We start from the raw sequence: 18315 nt of genomic DNA, 5'->3' as shown, positions 1-18315 counted from the left end.
TCTCCCTTATTATCGGCATTACTTTCTAAAAATAAAGAAATCCCCTTCTCTAAAAGGAGAAGGGGATTTCAATGTTTCAATTATTGTAATAATTGAAGAACGCCTTGTGGTTGTTGGTTAGCTTGAGCTAACATAGATTGTGCAGCTTGAGTTAAGATATTGTTCTTAGTGAACGCCATCATTTCTTTCGCCATATCTACGTCACGAATACGTGATTCAGCAGCAGTTAAGTTTTCTGAAGTCGCACCAAGATTATTGATAGTGTGCTCTAAACGGTTTTGAACAGCACCTAATTTAGAACGTTCAGTTGAAACGGTTGCAATCGCTGTGTTAATAGTAGTGATAGCAGTATTAGCTGAACCTTGAGAACTAATTGAAATACCTTTAGATGCATTGTTAACAGCTAAGCTCGTAGCAGTCATTGAAGCGATTGTTAATGAGATTGATTGACCAGCATTTGCACCAATGTGGAATGTTTTACCAGAGAATCCACCACTTAAAAGTTTTTGAGTATTGAACTCTGTATTGTTAGCGATACGAGTAATTTCTTCAGATAAAGCATTTACTTCGTCTTGAAGTGCTGTACGGTCTGAAGTTACGTTTGTATCATTTGAAGATTGTACTGCTAATTCACGCATACGTTGAAGAATTGAGTGTGTTTCGTTAAGAGCACCCTCAGCAGTTTGGATTAAAGAAATTGAATCTTGAGCGTTTTTAGAAGCCATATCTAAACCGCGGATTTGTCCACGCATTTTTTCAGAAATTGCAAGACCAGCAGCGTCGTCTCCAGCGCGGTTGATTTTGAAACCTGAAGATAATTTTTCTAGATTTTTAGCAGATTCACCTTGGTTAGCTGTTAAGTTTCTGTGTGTGTTTAAAGCTGAAATATTGTGTTGAATTCTCATTGTGAGATTCCTCCTTGAATTTTGGTTTATTTAGTTCCACATCCATGTGGAATTTGTTTGGCATGATAAGGTCGGCCGCCCCATTTTTGCCTTACATAAATAGTATCGTACTAATTTGAAAATCTTTAATAGTTTTTAAATATTTTTTTTCGAAAGTTGTTCAATTAATGATTTGGAAATATTTAAAGCTTCTTTATTTTGTTGCTGGATGCTTTCGTATACTTCAGATCGATAGACTTTTACGTTTTTCGGAGCAATAATTCCTATTTTTACTTGATCCCCATCAACACTTAAGATTTTTAGCTCAATTTGATCGCCAATCATGATCGATTCATCTTTTTTTCGTGAGAGTACGAGCATTAGGCGTTGCTCCCTTCGATAGGGAATCTTAAAGGATATGTGTTTGCGTCTTGTAAGACAAGTTGTTTCGCAATCATTTGTTTGTGGTTGATGATAATAGGTGCTTGCAAGTTTAAAGTTGAACTATTAAAAGGTTCTTTTAAAGTTACTATAGTGTACGTAATTAAATCGGCAGGTGTTTGAATTTGGAGTTCTTCTTTGTCTTCTTCTCCTAAATCAAATGTATAGTCTTGTTTAAATATAAATGGAAGTGCAATTACAAAACCAATTTCTTGTTGTTTGATAGATTGTAAAATGGCAAAGGGTGAGTCTTTTTCTAATGGTAGAATGATAAATTCTGTTATTTGCTCAAAGCCTGGAATTCCATTTGGAAATTGAATAATTTCTTTTTTTTCTATTGTAACTTCGCCTAAAAATTTTGTTTCGATATTCATAATATGCTCCTTTTAGACAATTACGTCTATTTCTATCGAGGGGTTTTGTAGCATAAAACCAGACACTTTACCTGGTGTATATTCGTGAACTGGTTTATTTACTTGTGCGCTAATTTTCGCTTTTTGTGTTTGAACATTAATATCTAACTTTGCAGGAGTATAATCAAGTTTAACGGATCCTACAGATGGGATAAAATCGATTCCTATTTTCGCTGGAACAGGGAAAGTATTTTTCTTCGCAATCGCAGGAATTGCTTTTTTGTTATGTGCAATATCCATCATTTGATTACCTTCGCTTACGCGTCTCGCAATCCCTTGCATTACTTTTTGGCGTCCCGCTTGTGCATATTTTGCAGAAGATTCTAACGGTCCAATCATCCCTACATCTCTACGTGCCTGTGAAGAATCTATCCTCATAAATCCTCGTGTAGTTTTGATATCCATAATCGCTGCTGGCTGTTCAATGTGCTGAGTTGCTTTTGGTTGGCGAATAATTTGATTTGGTTTTTCAATATTCAAGCCAAGTTTGGCATCTGTTGTATGAATTTGTAATTGCGGAAAGTTCACTTTTTTTCACCTCTTTAAGAAAAGCGTCTGAACGGATTGAACTGAACCCCGAATAGTGGACACTTTAAAAAAAGTGACCCTATTCGGGGTTTTTCTGTTTAAAAACCCGTTATACTAGAAAATAACAACTTGGAACGGGAGATTTTTTAATGAGTAAAATACTTTTCAATGAACATCAAAGAAGACAACTAGAATCAAACCCAAATATCGTATCCGTATCAGATCGCGCCATTCAATATAAATCTGAATTTAAAATTCGTGCCGTTCAAGAAAATTTGGCTGGTAAAGGACCTTCTCAAATCTTTATCGAAAATGGATTTGATTTAGAAACTATTGGAGTCAAAAAAGCCAAATGGTCATTAAGCCGATGGAGAAATACGTATAACACCTACGGTGAACAAGGCTTTTTAGAAGAACGTCGCGGAAAAGGTAGCACAGGTCGCCCTTCTACAAAGGATGTATCAGCTGAGAAAAAATTAGAAAAGGCAGAAGCACGTATTAAGTATTTAGAAGCTGAATTAGAATTACTAAAAAAGCTAGAGGAACTCGAGAGGCAGGCGAAGAAACAGTTCTGGCACCCCATGAAAAATACGCAGTGATCAACGAAGTCATTCGAAAATATCAACTAAAGAACATGACACGTTATCTTTGTGAATTAACTGATGTGAGTCGAAGTGGCTACTACGCCTGGCTTCAAAATTCAGAGAAGCATTCGATTCGTGAAGAACAAGACTATCAAGACTATGTATTATTAAAATGCATTTACGATGCTTTTAAAGGGAAAATTGGTTATCGAGGACTTTACATGGCATCAGAAGAATTATTAGTGACACCAATGAATCACAAAAAGATTCTTCGCCTAATGAGGAAGTTTAATTTCTTTGCGAAAGTACGTCGTGCGAATCCATATAAACATATTGCGAAAGCGACGCAAGCGCACCGTATGGTCCCTAATCACTTAAATCGAGCATTTGATCAAGATGAACCGGGCAAAGTATTTTTAACAGATATCACTTATTTACAATACCGTAATAGTCAAACGGCGTACTTATCTTGCGTAAAAGATGTTGCAACACGTGAAATCGTCGCCTATGAACTATCGACAAGCTTAAAAATGAGAATTGTTTATCGGACATTAGAAAAATTAGAAGAAGCATTAGAAGGAAACCTTCATCCAGAAGTCATGATTCATTCCGATCAAGGTGTCCATTACACGCACCCGGAGTATCAAAAACGTGTAAAGAAAATGGGTTTACTTCAATCTATGTCACGGAGAGGAAACTGCTTAGATAACGCCCCAATGGAATCTTTCTTTGGGCATTTTAAAGATGAAGTGGATTATCAGGAAGCGCACAACTTATTTGAATTAAAGCAAATGGTAGATGAGTACATGGAGCATTACAATACAACACGCAAACAATGGAATTTAAAAAAGATGACTCCGGCTCAATACCGAAGTCATCTAATCGCCGCCTAGACTGCAAAGTCGTTTTTATTAATCTGTCCATTAATTAGGGCTCAGTTCAGATTGTCCAAACGCTTTATATTATCTTATAAAATCTACTAATGTTGCTTGAATGATTTTAGCACCTACGGATAGAGCCGCTTGGTGAATAGATTGTTGCGTTATCATTTCTGTAATTGCTTTTTCATATTCCACGCTTTCATTTTCAGACAATTGTTTTGTAACCATTACTTCTTGGACACCTAAACGATTTTCTACCATATCTATACGGTTTTGTTTCGCCCCTACATCCGCACGCTCTTCTAGAACTGCTGCTTGATTGGTAGAAATTTTACTTAAGAAGTTCCCAATATCAGTACCAGTGATAACGGTAGGAGCCCCATTTACATCAAAACCCTCTAAAGCATTACTTAATTCGTCCATCATCGCATCAATGTCTCCAAATATCTTGCTACCTTTAGTTGTGTTCACTGTAAGTTGTACTCCGTCGGATATTTCAATATTGACGTTTTTTTCTAAACCTGGATATGTACCTATATTCGCAATATCACCAATAACTGGAGGTACTGAATTTGTGAATAGGGGTTTCGATGTATTTGTCCCTGAGAATATATATTTATCTCCGACTTTAGTGTTACCTAAATCACGAAGCTGTAATCGAATTTGATCGATTTCAGCTTTCATTTTTTCACGATCATCATCTGTAATTGTTGCATCATTTGCAGCAGAGGTTACAAGTTCTTGCACTCTCTTTAGGGCATTCCCGACACCGTCAAACGATTCATCTGTATTGTCTAGCCAGCTATTTACTTCTCCAATATTACGTGTATATTGCTCTACTTTACCCAAAGTCGTTCTATAACCCATTCCTTTAATCGCAGCAACTGGATCGTCTGACGGACGATTAACTCTTGAACCAGAAGTAATTTGTTCTTGTAGCTTCCCCATTTTTGAGTAACTATTCGACAAGTTACGAAGCATATTGCTTGAAAGCATTGATTGTGTAACGCGCATTCAAATTAGCCCCTTTCTTATAAACCTACACGGCCCATGCCGTTAATAATTTTATCTAATGTTTCATCGATTACTGTAATCATACGCGCATTTGCGTTATATGCTTGTTGAAATGTAATCATATTCGTCATTTCTTCATCAAGTGATACGGCACTTACTGATGCACGATTGTTTTCAACTGTTAACTGTATTGTTGATGAGTTATAAGCTAAACGAACTGCTTGTTCACCGTCAACACCTAGTTTACCGATTACACCTTGGTAGAATGATTGAATATTTGCTCCGCCTAAGCGAATAATCGGTGGAGGACCAGGATCGTCGTTTATAGCTAAAAATTTCACATTTGCCAATTCAATAGCCCATTTACCATTACCTTCTTCTCCAGTACCATCAGATGCAGCAATGTAACTAGGATTCTTGATAATTTCATCACTTACTTTAATACCTGCCGCTCCATTTCCTACAAAGAAATCATTTCCTGCTACTGGTTTTGTAGCTGGTGGTAATACTTCCCCCATATTATGCATTTCATTAAATGCTTCCATAAAAGCATTTGCCAATTTATCTAAATTAGCTAGCATATCTGGGTAAGTACCACTTAGTTTAGTTGGATCTAAAGGATCTATATGACCAAATGAATCAATTAACGAGATCAATTTCCCTTTAGATTTTTCAAGATCTCCATACTCAATTGGGAATGTCATCGGTGTAAGAGGCGGTTTGTTATTCCCAGTTCCTGTTACATTTCCCCTAGGTACAATTGTAATTTGACCAAATCCTACTGCCGGATTCGTTCCATCTAACATTTTAGGAGGCGTGTCTGAATCCATCGTTTCAAGCGTCGCATAGTCTTTTCCATTTACTAAGTCAATTGTATCCCCGTTTAACTTAATTCTTACCGTCAAACTTCCCTCAGCAATAGAAAGTGCATTTCCTCCTGATGGAACACGTTCCACTTCAATAGGGAAATACTGTGATAATTCATCTATTAATACATCACGTGCATCATACAAATCATTTGGCATATAGCCATTTGGCTCTACTGCTTTTATTTGTGCATTTAGGTCTGCAATTTGTTTTAATTTGGAATTAATTGCTTCAGTCGATATTTTAATTTCATTACCCAAGTTCCCTCGGATGTCTGATAATTGTTTATGCATATAGTTAAATGAATCCGCAACGTGCTGTCCACGTTGAATAACTACTTTACGTGCACCTGCGTTATCTGGGTTTGTACTTAAATCATGAAGCGATTTCCAAAACAAATCAAGAGACTTGTTTAAACCGAATTCAGATGGCTCTGCCATGATATCTTCCATTTGGCTAATAGCTGTTGCCTTTGAGTCCCAGTAGCCAAGTTTTGTTGACTCTTGTCGGAATTGGCGATCGATAAATGCATCTCTAATACGTTGAACAGATTGCGCTTGAACTCCTGTACCAATGTGACCGGCAGTTTTTGGTGCGTTTAGTCCTGAACCCGGATAACCAAGAGTGGCTTCCATGTTGACGCGTTGACGTGAGAAACCTAATGTATTGGCGTTTGAAATATTGTGACCTGTTGTATATAGAGCAGATTGTTGAGTGAATAATCCTCGTTTACTTGCTTCTAGTCCCATAAAAGTAGAGCCCATGGGTTCGCCTCCTTAAGCTTGTGAATCGAAGTAGGTTTTGTCTTTTGAGGGACCTTTTACTTCGGTATTTGAGTAGTTTATTTGGTCTGGTTTTGGTCGTAACATGTCGAGTGTTAAATTGACGAATTGAAGTGATTGTAGTGTCAACTTTTGGTTTAAATCATTTTGATGTTTGAGCGTTTCTAGTGTTAAAAGCAACTTGTTGCGTGCAGCTTCTAACTGCTCTTTTTCTTCATTTGTGTTGGTATTTTCTAAGACAAGTGCAACAGTTGGGTTGTCAGTAGGAGCAATTCCTTTTGCTCGAAGGTAATCCGTTACCTCTAATTGACGCTGTTGTTCTAACTGAGAAATGCCTGCTACATGTGCCTGCTCTTCCTTGAGCAGTTGGTTTAGACTGTCCATGTCCCCAATTTTGATGGTTTCTGTTTTTTTGTATGCAATTTCTAGTAAACTTTTGTGTAACATTTCTAGTCTAGTTAGAGCTTGCAAAATGTTTTCAATGGACATGTTTATGGGCTCCTTCTATAAACGGTTTAACAGGCTGTAATATCCAAGAATTGGGGATAAAATAGCCTGTAAATCCCCGATTGGTTCAACTAACCATCAATGGGAAAAAATAATCCCATTGATGGAAGTTTCACTTTACATACGATAATAATTCAGGATGTTCGATGCTAATTGTTTTGCATCTACTTTGTATGTTCCTGCATCGATATCTGCTTTGATGGCAGCAACTCGTTCTGCTTGTTCTACCTCTAATGGAGATTTTATTTGCATGCTTTTTGCTGCGGATGATATTTCTAGTTGATCGGTTGTTGTTTTTTGAGTGTTTTGTGCTTTTTCCATTTGTTGTTGGTTGCGCTTATATGGGTTCACTTGGTTTAAAGCTATGTTTGAAATTTTCATGTTTCTATGTCTCCCTTCTTCTCAAAAAGTATCTATAGGTTATTTCGGTTCAAATTTTGAAGTGTTTAGAATAAATTAGATGAAATATATGGAATGTGTTTGGGAACGCAAAAACTCCTACAATTGGTAGGAGTTATTTTTCTTTATGATAAGTATTTTCGTTTTTATTCACCTTTTCTCGGAATTCTAATGCTGCGTCTAATTGACGAAGGCCGGATTTAAAATCTTCCGTGCATCCTTTGCATAGTTTTCCTTGTGTTGTTAGTTTTCCACAGTTGTCGCATGGGTAACCTAGATTTGGGAACATAGCTGGTTGTAGTCTACCTTTTCGAACCCATTTGTATAGAAGGGATTCATCTACTCCTATTACTTCAACGATTCTTTCGATCGTTGCAGCACGATTTTCACGTTTACGAAGGAAACGGAACACTTCTTCATATTGTTTTTCTTCGTTCATGGCGCATTTGTTACATACTTCTCTTATCCCTGTATAATTAAAAAATTCGTCGCAGGACGGGCAATTTTTCAGTTCTCCCATGATAGATCCCTCCAAGTACAATTCTCTTTCCATTTATATCGGCATCCTATCCTTTTATTAAAGTGATCACATCGACTCCTTTAGCTCCTGCTTCCTTCAGCACTATTGCAGCATGGTGAATGGTAGTACCGGTTGTATAAATATCATCGAATAAAAGATAGTTTTGTGATTCGACTTTACTTTTCACTTCAAATAGGGGGTTTGCTTCTAAACGCTCCTTTTTCGATTTTCTTCCTTGCTCACTTGACACTTTTTTAGCGAGTAGGTGTTTGAAAGGGATTCCCGCACAATTTAGTAGTTCATCGACTTGAGCAAATGTTCTTTGCAGTAGCTTTTCTGGATGCATTGGGATTGGGACGACTATCCCCACTTTCCCTTCAAATACTTTACGCAGTTCTTCTGAAAATATTTGCGCGAGTGCTACATCTTGCAGGAATTTATATTGGTGTAAATAACTCTTCATCGCTTCGTTGTACGTGTAAAGAGTTGTGACAGAATCGACTGAACCCTCGTAGTGGGTTCCTTGAAAATCAGAGAAATCAATTTCTGTTGTGGACTTTTCAAATTTACTTAGGCACTGGCTGCAGGCGGTAGGCTCTATTTCATATAAAAATAGCTTTCTCCAAGTAGGTGGCGATTGAAAGATGCTTCCACATATTAAGCAGTTCATTCTTTATTCCACCCTTCAATTGCGGCTTTTGCTTTGTCCATTTCATGGGTAAGACCGTGATGGAAGAAAACGATATCACCGTCTGGGTATTTGAATGAGCGTCCTACTCGTCCACTAATTTGGATGAGTGCGCTTGACGTGAAGATTTTCTGTTCTGCTCCTACTACCGCTACATGGACATTCTCTATCGTAATGCCTCTTTCTAAAATAGTTGTTGTGAGTAGACCTGGTATTTTCTTTTCACGAAGCTGCATCACGATTTCTTTACGCTCCGGATGTTCTGCATGAACTCTTGGTAAATCTCCTGGAAAGTTTTCGAGCATTTCAATAGTTGGTAAGAAAACGAGAAATGGAATGTTGTTCTTTGTTTTTTCTTCGATCCATTGCTGAAGTTTTGTTGGTGTTTTTCCTTTTTTCAATTTCCGAGTGTATCCCCATAGTGCGCTATATCTAGGCACCGGTAGGTCATGTCCGTGATATCTACGCGAAAGGACAGATTGGTTGGCTGTTTTCAATGACTTGGTAGGAGTTGCTGTTACGTAATGAATAGCGGCATCTTTTTTCGAAGCTTTTGTGACAGCTTTTCTCAATGTTTCGTCCGCGAAATAAGGGAAGGCATCTGCTTCGTCTACAAATACGACATCAAATGCGTTTTCGAAACGGTAGAGTTGGTGGGTTGTTGCGAGCACCAGATCGGCAAACCCTTCTTGGTCTGGGGAACCGCCGTATAGTGCGTGTATGTTCGTTTTGGGAAATACTTTTTGAAAACGTGGGAAGAGTTCTAGAATTACATCGGTTCTGGGAGCTGCAACGCATACTCGCTTTCCATCTTGGAGGCAGTTGAAAATGGATGGAAAAAGGAGTTCTGTTTTGCCTGCTCCACAAACTGCGTGCAATAAGTGGGATATGTTTTGTTGAACGCTTGCTAGAAGCTCTTCACTTGCTTTTTGCTGAAGCAGTGATAGTTGGCCGCTCCAGTCAAAGATGTGTGCGTTCGCGCCGCGAGCAGGATGCTTGTCCCAAAGGAGTAACTCGGAGCAACTACTTACCCGACCCATCCGAATGCAATGGCGGCAATATGTACATTTTTGGTTACAACGTGTACAGGCAAATGTATGAAATAAGCTTTGGTTTGTGTTGTGGCATCGGTTACAGACGTTCTTCTTTAATTTCCAAAATAGGAAATTGTTTGTGTTTGTGGTGATGCCGGGTTTGAGGTGGATGTGGCCGCTGTCGATGTGGGTGTCGATGACTTCACGCGGGAATGGGGTGTGTTCGCGAAGCCAGATGCGTCCAGTGAGAAATTGTTGTAGGTTTTTATCCATAGGCATTCTCCTGACTGTTTTTGTATTATTCTATTTTACTGAATTTTCAGGTGGAATAAAATAGTAATAAAGCCCCCGACAGGATCGAGGGCTGTGTTGTTATTTGGATGTTTCCATCATAAAGTAAACGCTTGTGACGAGCCATTTGCCGTCTTCTTTGACGAATACAGTGACTTGACGGCCATTGCGTTCGAGTTTTGCACCAGTCGATGGTTGTACGAGATTGGTTTTTAGATTGGCAAATACTTGTGCGTTATTTTCATCGTATTGAATGATGGTCGTATTTTCTGCGGTACGTGTAATGTCATATTCCTTGAATGCAGCTTGGACGTCCGTTTTTTCCGTTTCGTAGTTGAAGCCTTCTGGTTTTTTGGAAATTATTTTCATGTAGCGGTCGATATTTTCTTCATTGAATGCATCCATGTATTCGTTGAAAGCCGCAATGATCGCTGTTTTTGCTTTTTTTGGGACATTTGTCGCTTCTTCAATATTGCCACCAGCCATTTCGAAGCCTACTTGAGATTTATCTTTTGCTCCATGGTCTGTCACCGATTGGGCATTGGAAGGCGCATTGTCGTTAGCGGATCCTGCGTTTGTTGCTTTATCTTCATTGCTATTGCAAGCAGCAAGTGCTAATACGGTTGCTGCAAGTATTAATAGGTGTATAAGTTTCATCTAGTTCTCCTCCTGCTGAGGTTATTTTGTCATAACTAAGACGAAAACTCAATTATTTGGTTCCATTTTAAATAGGTAGAATTTTCTATCAAACGATTGTTTGATGTAGGTAGATTGGAGGTCAAATTTTGAGGAAAGAACATCATGCATTATTGAAGAGATTATCTGATGTGCAAACCATTGAATTTATACAAGATGAGATTAGAAAAATGGAGGCTGGCGAGCACGGTGAGAATCGACATGTTCGGAAGCTTGGCGAGTTTCGGTTAGCGGGACTTGTGAAGATTTTCCCGAATGTGAGTTTGTGTAAGGGAGAGTGGAAAGTGCAAATAGATTGTCTTGTTGTGAAGGATCGTTGTTTTATAGTGCTAGAGTCCAAGAATTATAGTGATGAGTTATTTGTCGATTTAGAGACGGAGGAATTTTATAAAATCGGGAGGGATGGAAAAGAGATTTCGTTGCCCAATCCTTATTTTCAGTTTATGAGGCATATTCGGTTTATCAAGGATTATTTTGGGACAGATTTCCCGAACATGCAAGTGACAGAGGCAGTTATTCTGACCGCCAAGTCGTGTAGAATCCGGCAAAAGTGTTCGCACTACCCGTTTTATAAACTAGAAAGTATGAATGAAAAAGTGATTCAGATGTACAACCATTCCAATTCTCTACCGCTATCTACTGAGCAATTGCAAACGATTGAGCAAGTTATTCAAACGGAGCAAACCCCGTTCACTTATCCCCATTATGGGAACATTATCATATCCCACCTAAAGTTTTAATTCCTGGAGTTGAATGCCCATTTTGTGGGGTGTTGGGGATGAAACGCCTTCAGCGAACCTGGATTTGCCCATCATGTAAGAAAAATGCACGAAATGCACATCGTTAATCAGTACAGGAATATTTTTGGCTATTTAGTAATGAAATTTCAAACAAAGGGTTTCTCCATTTTTGTAAATTAGATTCCGTTTACTCGGCATCTCGCATGCTTAAAAGTTTGGATTTAACTGTTCGTAAAGGCGGTACGTGGAGATACTACTCTCCTAAAAGAATTGCTGAGGACTCCTAGCGCATAGAGTGAGGATGAGTATCGCAAATTCATGCAGGCTTAGCGCAAATTAAAAGGGAATTAGCGCAAGTTCAACCTCGTGTAAAGCAAACTCAACTTGGCTTAGCACAAATTAAATGCACGATAACGCAAGTTCAACCTCTCTTATCTCACATTCAAGACGATTTTCCATTGAGAAGTGGCTTCTTCGCAAATTATAACTCTCTCTCAACAACAAAAAACCCTCTTGCACATTCGCGCAAGAGGGTTTCACTATTATCTTACTTCGACCCAGCCGTTTTTGATGCCGGTAACGACGGCTTGGGTGCGGTCGTTTACGTTCATTTTTTGAAGAATGCTGGATACGTGATTTTTTACGGTTTTTTCAGAGATGAATAGGGTTTCGCCAATTGTGCGGTTACTTTGTCCATCGGTTAAAAGTTGCAGTACTTCGCATTCGCGCTTTGTTAGTAAATGGAATGGGCGTCGAATTTCGGTTTGATGGAAGTTTCCTTTATTTTCACGTTCGCTTAGGCGACGGAATTCTGAAACTAAGTTGCGTGTTACTTTTGGATGTAAGTAGGATCCACCTTTTGCTACTACTTTAATAGCTGCGACGATTGCGTTTGCATCCATTTCTTTTAACATGTATCCTAGTGCACCTGTTTTTAATGCATGCGTTACATAGGATTCATCGTCGTGGATGGAAAGCATAATTACTTTAGCTTCTGGGTATTTTTCCATTAGTTCAGCTGTTGCATCCACACCATTTTTGGTAGGCATATTGATATCCATTAGTACTACATCTGGAAAATGTGCGTCGTATAAACGAAGTACATCGTTTCCATCGCTTCCTTCTGCGATTACTTCAAATGAATCTTCAAAGTCTAAAATTCGTTTAACCCCTTCTCTAAAAAGTTGGTGGTCATCTATAATAATTATTTTGGTCATTGTCATTTCCTCCTATTAAAACTGCTGTATTTATTATTCCTCATTTATTGGGATACTAAACAAAAGGGTTGTCCCATTGCCAGGAGATGAAATAATTTTCATCGTCCCTTCTAGTAGATCCACTCGCTCACGCATACCGATTAAACCAAATGATTTGTCTTTTGCCACCTTTGGATCAAAACCTACTCCATTATCTTTGACGATTATATTCAATTTTTGTTTCAACCATTCAATTTTAACCCATGCTTCTTTAAATTTCCCGTGTTTTAAACCGTTTGTTAAAGATTCTTGTATTAGACGGAAAATAGCAATCTCAATATTAGTATGCAGTCTTTGTTCTACACCATACGATTGAAAGTTTATGGAACTTGTTGGATTGTATTCTTCTATAGTTGATAAATACTTTTTAAGTGTGGGCACAAGCCCTAGATCATCGAGTGCCATTGGGCGAAGATCGTAAATAATTCGACGAACTTCTGAAAGTGCATTTCGAACCATATCTTTTAGTTCGATAATTTCTTTCATGGCTTCCTCCCCACCGCGCTGCTCATAAGTAAGATTGATTAAATCTGTTCTTAGTAACACATTTGCAAGCATTTGGGCAGGTCCATCATGTATTTCACGAGAAAGTCTTTTGCGTTCTTCCTCTTGTGCTTCGATAATTTTCAAAGTAAAATCTTGTTTAATTTTTGCGTTTTCAAGCGCTTCCCCAACTTCTTTTAAATCGGAAGTTAAATAATTGATCACAATGTTCACTTGGTTAACGAGATGATCCGCTCGCTCAATCATTTCGAGTAGTCCTTGTAATCTACGTTCTAATTCGTCTCTTCGATGTCTAAGTTGTCTTTCTTCTGTTCGTTTAATGAGTAGATTAATTTGAATTTCATTCGCAGTTTCGTAAGCATTCCGAATTTGAGGTTCATCGTACGTCTCAAAGTTTTTAGATACTTCGGCTAAACGATTTCTAGATAACTTCGATTGTGATTCTAACAAATCACCTTCAATAATGACGGCTTCAATGTCTCCTCGAATTATTTCTAGTTCGACTTTCATTTCATCGAAGTTTTCTCGGCTTTGTTCGCTTATAATGAATATATCCTTTTTCGAATGATCCATCACTTCAACCATTCGATCGAAAATAACATCTAACGATTGTGCTTCAAAGATCTTTTTCGTCATCTGTTTTTTCTCCTTTTTTTGGATAGATGAGACTACATTCATTCTTACTGACAAACCCTATTATAGCACTTATTTACTAAAAATAAATTAAAATTAGTTTACAACTATATTTCAATTAATTCTAGGAGGACAATTAAAATATGAGAAATAACTATCTAACTGTCAAAGGCTCTGGTGAAAGCGAGATTATTATCCAAAAATCACGCTTTTTGACCTACGTGGAGCGTGCCGAAACCGAGGAGGATGCACTTGATTTTATTCATCTTATCAAACAAAAGCATAAGGATGCCAATCATAACTGTTCGGCATACATAATTGGTGAGCATGATCATATCCAAAAAGCGAACGATGATGGTGAGCCTAGTGGCACTGCAGGATTTCCAATGTTAGAAGTTCTAAAAAAACAAGGGCTCAAAGATACGGTTGTCGTAGTAACTCGATATTTTGGGGGCATAAAACTTGGCGGTGGTGGCCTCATTCGAGCTTATGGGAAAGCAACAACTGAAGGCATTGATGCAGCACAGGTTGTCGAACGTCAGCTTCATCACTTAATGAAATTATCCATTGACTACACTTGGTTAGGAAAAGTTGAAAATGAAGTCCGAAGCTCGGAATATCCTCTCAAAGAAATAAACTATGCAGATTTTGTCGAAGTGTATGTCTACACAAAAGTAAAAGATGAGGAGAAATTTGTAGATTGGATAGCTGAAATAACAAATGGACAAGCAAAAATTAGAATTGTCGAAAAAGAGTTTTTGGAATTTGAAGTAAATTGATTTATACTTTTTACAAGGGGTGGAAAATACATGAAAAAAAATTTCGTAATATTAATGTTCCTTGTAAGTATAAGTATAAGTCCTACTATTTCTTCTGCAGCGGGAGATTGTCCAAGTATCGTTTCTTGGGATGGTGTAGAACTAAAATCGGGCCAAATCGGTCGAGTGATCATTCAAAAACCGACGACCATTTATAAAAATGTGAATGGAAACTTCGAAGTTTCTAGAAAGGTAATAGCCGGTGAAAGTTTTCGCGTCTATGTTAATAAAGGAGCTCACTTTCATTTAGGTGGCGGTTTGGTAATAAAAAATGATTCATCCATTTTATACCAAACACCATCCAAAGAAAAACTAAGCCTACTCAATTGTGTAAGAACTTCTCAGGCTTCCTTTACTATCGGTGACTCTATCACTTCTGTATTATCAGAGTTAGGAACGTCAAAAAGGACCGTCACAAATGAATTTAATGCATCAACTTCTATTTATCATCAAAATTATACTAACTTTTACGCAATTAGTTATTTAAACAATAAAATCGCTTCGCTTTATACAAAAGATAAAAACTATCAATTTAATGGCATTTCTATTACTAACACTGTCAGCCAATTAGAAAGTAAATTAGGAAACCAATACGAAACAACTGGTAACACATATCCTATTGAAATTATTACGTATAATTTCCCGACCTATGACGCTAACTTTTTTATCGATGTACATAATGATAATAAAGTCTCTGCAATATTATTAATAGATCACGAATTAATTAATAGAAATTCAAATCTATACCCACCAAAATCAAGCACCTTAGAATCAAGTTACGAATCACTTTTATTTGAATTAACAAACGCTGAAAGAAAAGCACAAGGAGTTCCCATCTTACAGTATTCTACTAGCATCTCAAATGTTGCTCGCAAACATAGCTTGGACATGGGCGAAAATGATTATTTCAATCACGATAATCTGCGTGGTGAATCACCTTTTGACCGATTGGAAAATGGAGGAATACTTTTCCGAAATGCCGGAGAGAATATCGCCATGGGCTATACGAACCCATATTTTGCCCACGAAGCATTAATGAATTCTCTAGGTCACCGTAAAAATATTATTAGCACAAATTATACTCAACTAGGGGTTGGAGTACATTTCGCCAAATGGACATACGGATCAATCCCTTATTATACGGAAATTTTTATAAAGCCTTGACTTGAAAGCCGTCTCTTAAGTTGCATTTAGACTAGGAGACGGTTTATTGTCGCTATGATGCAACTGTTTGTCCCGTTCAGCCATTTATCGTTATTTTGTTACATTTAATTCCTTGATTTTGATGCAAAATTTGAATTGATCTCGACTTTTTATGAATTAGTATCGGGCCCTGGCTATTTGTTCTCGGCTTGTGGTGAATTGGTCTCGATTCCCTATTATTCGGTCTCGTTCAACCATATATCGTTATTTAGTTACAATTAATTCCACCACCTCGAAGCTGAAATCCCTTGAATTTGCCCAATTGAAGGATTTTAGAGTAATTTGGTTGCTACCTACACTAATTTGGTCCCCCTTAGCCTTTTAATTTTAATTCCATACCATAGAAAAAGGTGACCAAGTTGGTCACCTTTTTGTTAGTACTTTTCGATTGTAACGCCTTGGTAATAGTGTTGTAGAATGCGGTCATATGTCCAGCCGGCATCAGCACGGGCTTTTGCGCCATATTGACTCATTCCGATTCGATGGCCGTAGCCTTTTCCGTTTACGGTAATCGATTGAATGCTAGGAGCTGATGCATTTGTGGAGACAATTCCTTCGTTCGTTTGAATTCCGACAGACCCACTTGTGATCGTCTCGGTTCCAGTTGCAGTTTGAACTTGCATATTTGTTATAGAATTAACGGTGGTTGAGCCTTTTACATTCTGTATAGCAAGGTTTGTTGCACCAGATGGTTTTGTGAAAGTGATATCAAACCAGTTTGATTTTAAAGATGCATTGTTGGCATCTAAAAATACACCGCGCATGACTGTTTCATTGCCTTTGATCGTTTTTTCGCCAGCAGAAGTAACGATTGACACGGCAGTAACTTCCCCGTTTGATCCACCTTTAGTAATCTTCACATCTAGTAATTGATCGGTAGATGCATTAAATCCAAACTTCGTTAAAATATTTGAAGCTGGAATGCTGACGGACCAATTACTATATGGAGACTTTTCGATGGAATCATCTACAGAGACAAATTGTGGCACTTGGGCTGTATCCCAAGCTTCACCAATATTCGCAGTTCTGCCACCACTTGTAGAGTAATAATATGCTTGTACTAGCTTTCCAGCAGATTTAATTACTAAACCAGTTGTTGCATCTACTGCTGTATTTGTACTTTTTTGTTCAGAAGAATACCCCTTATACATTTGATCTTTTGTTGTACTACTTAATATTCCAGATTTACTTAGTGTGTAGCTTCGTGCAGCAACTGCTTGCGCTTTTAATGCTTCAATATGCCAAGAAGCAGGTGATTCGTTAGGAATAACACCTTTTAAATAGTTTTCTAAATCTAATCTGTTGGCAATCTGTACATTTGCACCTGATTTTACAACACTAAAGCTGCCTCGGTACTGTGTCCCAGATGGTGTTTTACCAAGTGGCTGAGCTACAACGGATCCAATAGTAGCACTTGTAGCAGGTACCCAAGAAGAAACGCCCTGTTCATCCGTAATGGAGTACCAAAGTTCCCCAACTGCATTCGTAAATTCATTTACAAAGTATGCACCTTGAAATGCTTTATATGTTTTTACTACTTCATAATCTGCAGTAGCACCTTTTTTTCCTTCTACATCAGCGGTGAATACGACCATTTTTTCATTACCAGTTAAAGCATGTAAAGCATATCCATTTGAAGAATACATCGTAGCGCCTATTTGATAGATAGATACTTCCCCATTCACTTGCGAGAACGTAATCGGTGTATTTGGTAGCACATAGAACATTTCTTTCGTTGTTAAGTTTTCTAATTTGTACAAGCCATTTAAATTGAGCGAAGTGGAAGATGCAGAATGTACTTCCACTGATACTTGTTTTGGGTAGCTTTCTTGTGAATATGCAAATGCAGTATTTGCTGTTAATAAACTAAGTATCGCTACCGATAAAACGGTCAGTCCTTTTTTGAACATTTATTTCACCTCAGTCAGCGTACTTAGCACCCAACCCTTTGTTCCTTTTGCGGTTTGCACATTGTACCATGTTTCGCCACTCGCATTTTTGAATGACCCTAAATATTTTAAGGTGGACCCTTTCGCTACCAATTCAAGGGATTGATAGTTTGTTGTTGCACCTTTTCTTACGTTGACAGCTTGTTTAGCTATTACATTTGTGGGTATATAGCTAGTAGGTTTAGTTGTTGTAATATCTCCTGAAAATACCCAACCTTTAACCGTAGCGGAAACCTCTACACGATACCAAACACCTGTAGATGCTTTAAATTGGTCGACAACAGTTAGGGCTTTATCAGCTCCAAAAGTGGCTAAAACCTTATAATCACTTGATGCACCACTATGCACTTTTACACTACTACCAGTTGTATAAACTACTGATGTAGTACCAGTTGATATGTCAGGTACAGTAGGAGTTGGTGGTGTTACAACCACATTACCGCCTTCCGCAACTGCTTTTTGTAATTGTTTAATCATTGCCTCTTGGTCAGCAAGTTGTTTTTCTAGGGTATTTACTTTCGTTTGTAATGGATTTAATTGTGCTTGTACCCATTCAACAGACGCCAAAAGTAAATTGGAGTCCGCTTTTGTAGATGTAGGAATAAACATAGAAACTATTAAACTAAGACCTAGAATAGTAGCAATTGCACTTATAAATTTTTTCTTCATCTTTTACCTTCCTC

The 18315-nt window shown here is 37.9% G+C and carries 20 protein-coding genes; 4 read left to right on the top strand and 16 right to left on the bottom strand.

Features of this window, described 5'->3' with window-relative positions; genetic code table 11:
- Positions 1-80: 80 nt before the first annotated feature.
- The 4 genes from hag to ACEPXD_RS04445 all read right to left on the bottom strand — a co-directional run bounded on the left by hag (position 81) and on the right by ACEPXD_RS04445 (position 2266).
- Positions 81-905: a flagellin Hag gene (hag, locus tag ACEPXD_RS04460; protein WP_391120326.1), complete on the bottom strand. Its 825-nt coding sequence runs from the start codon at positions 903-905 to the stop codon at positions 81-83.
- A gap of 135 nt (positions 906-1040) precedes the next feature.
- A complete protein-coding gene (gene csrA / locus ACEPXD_RS04455; protein WP_391120324.1) occupies positions 1041-1265 on the bottom strand; it encodes a carbon storage regulator CsrA in 225 nt (74 codons plus the stop codon).
- Entirely contained in the window at positions 1265-1699 is a 435-nt protein-coding gene (fliW, locus tag ACEPXD_RS04450; RefSeq protein WP_391120322.1) for a flagellar assembly protein FliW, read from the bottom strand. Before fliW ends, csrA begins: the two co-directional genes overlap by 1 nt.
- Before the next feature lie 12 nt (positions 1700-1711).
- Positions 1712-2266: a DUF6470 family protein gene (locus ACEPXD_RS04445; RefSeq protein ID WP_391120320.1), complete on the bottom strand. Its 555-nt coding sequence runs from the start codon at positions 2264-2266 to the stop codon at positions 1712-1714.
- A gap of 149 nt (positions 2267-2415) precedes the next feature.
- Between ACEPXD_RS04445 and ACEPXD_RS04440 the strand changes: the two genes are divergently transcribed.
- A protein-coding gene (locus tag ACEPXD_RS04440; RefSeq protein WP_391116643.1) for an IS3 family transposase occupies positions 2416-3743 on the top strand; the annotation gives its coding sequence in 2 pieces (ribosomal slippage) (positions 2416-2794 and positions 2794-3743; 1329 coding nt in all).
- 69 nt (positions 3744-3812) lie between these two features.
- On the opposite strand, the gene flgL is transcribed toward ACEPXD_RS04440, so the two are convergent.
- The 8 genes from flgL to ACEPXD_RS04400 form a co-directional block, all read right to left on the bottom strand.
- Positions 3813-4745, bottom strand: a complete 933-nt coding sequence (flgL, locus tag ACEPXD_RS04435) for a flagellar hook-associated protein FlgL (protein ID WP_391120318.1) — start codon at positions 4743-4745, stop codon at positions 3813-3815.
- A 17-nt stretch (positions 4746-4762) separates the two neighbouring features.
- The gene (gene flgK / locus ACEPXD_RS04430; protein ID WP_391120316.1) at positions 4763-6376 is read right to left on the bottom strand and encodes a flagellar hook-associated protein FlgK; all 1614 of its coding nucleotides are present in this window, start codon (positions 6374-6376) and stop codon (positions 4763-4765) included.
- A gap of 12 nt (positions 6377-6388) precedes the next feature.
- Entirely contained in the window at positions 6389-6883 is a 495-nt protein-coding gene (locus tag ACEPXD_RS04425; protein WP_391120314.1) for a flagellar protein FlgN, read from the bottom strand.
- A 135-nt stretch (positions 6884-7018) separates the two neighbouring features.
- A complete protein-coding gene (gene flgM / locus ACEPXD_RS04420) occupies positions 7019-7282 on the bottom strand; it encodes a flagellar biosynthesis anti-sigma factor FlgM (RefSeq protein ID WP_391120312.1) in 264 nt (87 codons plus the stop codon).
- 133 nt (positions 7283-7415) lie between these two features.
- Positions 7416-7820, bottom strand: a complete 405-nt coding sequence (locus ACEPXD_RS04415; protein WP_391120310.1) for a TIGR03826 family flagellar region protein — start codon at positions 7818-7820, stop codon at positions 7416-7418.
- A gap of 46 nt (positions 7821-7866) precedes the next feature.
- Positions 7867-8490: a ComF family protein gene (locus tag ACEPXD_RS04410; protein WP_391120308.1), complete on the bottom strand. Its 624-nt coding sequence runs from the start codon at positions 8488-8490 to the stop codon at positions 7867-7869.
- The gene (locus ACEPXD_RS04405) at positions 8487-9548 is read right to left on the bottom strand and encodes a DEAD/DEAH box helicase (protein ID WP_391120306.1); all 1062 of its coding nucleotides are present in this window, start codon (positions 9546-9548) and stop codon (positions 8487-8489) included. Before ACEPXD_RS04405 ends, ACEPXD_RS04410 begins: the two co-directional genes overlap by 4 nt.
- Positions 9549-9914: 366 nt before the next feature.
- Positions 9915-10490: a nuclear transport factor 2 family protein gene (locus tag ACEPXD_RS04400; protein WP_391120304.1), complete on the bottom strand. Its 576-nt coding sequence runs from the start codon at positions 10488-10490 to the stop codon at positions 9915-9917.
- Positions 10491-10618: 128 nt separating this feature from the next.
- Here ACEPXD_RS04400 and ACEPXD_RS04395 point away from each other — a divergent pair, with 128 nt between their 5' ends.
- On the top strand, positions 10619-11269 hold the full coding sequence (locus tag ACEPXD_RS04395) for a nuclease-related domain-containing protein (protein ID WP_391120302.1): 651 nt from the start codon (positions 10619-10621) through the stop codon (positions 11267-11269).
- Positions 11270-11811: 542 nt separating this feature from the next.
- On the opposite strand, the gene ACEPXD_RS04390 is transcribed toward ACEPXD_RS04395, so the two are convergent.
- Together ACEPXD_RS04390 and ACEPXD_RS04385 are read right to left on the bottom strand one after the other, a co-directional pair.
- On the bottom strand, positions 11812-12486 hold the full coding sequence (locus tag ACEPXD_RS04390; RefSeq protein WP_391120300.1) for a response regulator: 675 nt from the start codon (positions 12484-12486) through the stop codon (positions 11812-11814).
- Positions 12487-12519: 33 nt separating this feature from the next.
- Complete coding sequence (locus tag ACEPXD_RS04385; RefSeq protein WP_391120299.1) at positions 12520-13665, bottom strand: sensor histidine kinase; 1146 nt, start codon at positions 13663-13665, stop codon at positions 12520-12522.
- Positions 13666-13805: 140 nt separating this feature from the next.
- Between ACEPXD_RS04385 and ACEPXD_RS04380 the strand changes: the two genes are divergently transcribed.
- Positions 13806-14441 (top strand): YigZ family protein, encoded by a 636-nt coding sequence (locus ACEPXD_RS04380; protein WP_391120297.1) that lies wholly within the window; start codon positions 13806-13808, stop codon positions 14439-14441.
- A 30-nt stretch (positions 14442-14471) separates the two neighbouring features.
- Positions 14472-15644, top strand: a complete 1173-nt coding sequence (locus ACEPXD_RS04375) for a CAP domain-containing protein (RefSeq protein WP_391120295.1) — start codon at positions 14472-14474, stop codon at positions 15642-15644.
- 413 nt (positions 15645-16057) lie between these two features.
- Here ACEPXD_RS04375 and ACEPXD_RS04370 read toward each other — a convergent pair whose 3' ends face one another.
- Positions 16058-17593, bottom strand: coding sequence for a SpoIID/LytB domain-containing protein (locus tag ACEPXD_RS04370; protein WP_391120293.1), 1536 nt, complete (start codon positions 17591-17593; stop codon positions 16058-16060).
- Complete coding sequence (locus tag ACEPXD_RS04365; protein ID WP_391120291.1) at positions 17594-18301, bottom strand: SH3 domain-containing protein; 708 nt, start codon at positions 18299-18301, stop codon at positions 17594-17596. It lies immediately after the preceding gene.
- Between the last annotated feature and the right edge of the window lie 14 nt (positions 18302-18315).

Source organism: Psychrobacillus sp. L3 (assembly GCF_042945595.1).
Classification (GTDB): domain Bacteria; phylum Bacillota; class Bacilli; order Bacillales_A; family Planococcaceae; genus Psychrobacillus.
Note: the sequence above shows the minus strand (reverse complement) of the source record. Positions and strands in the feature narration are given on the sequence as shown.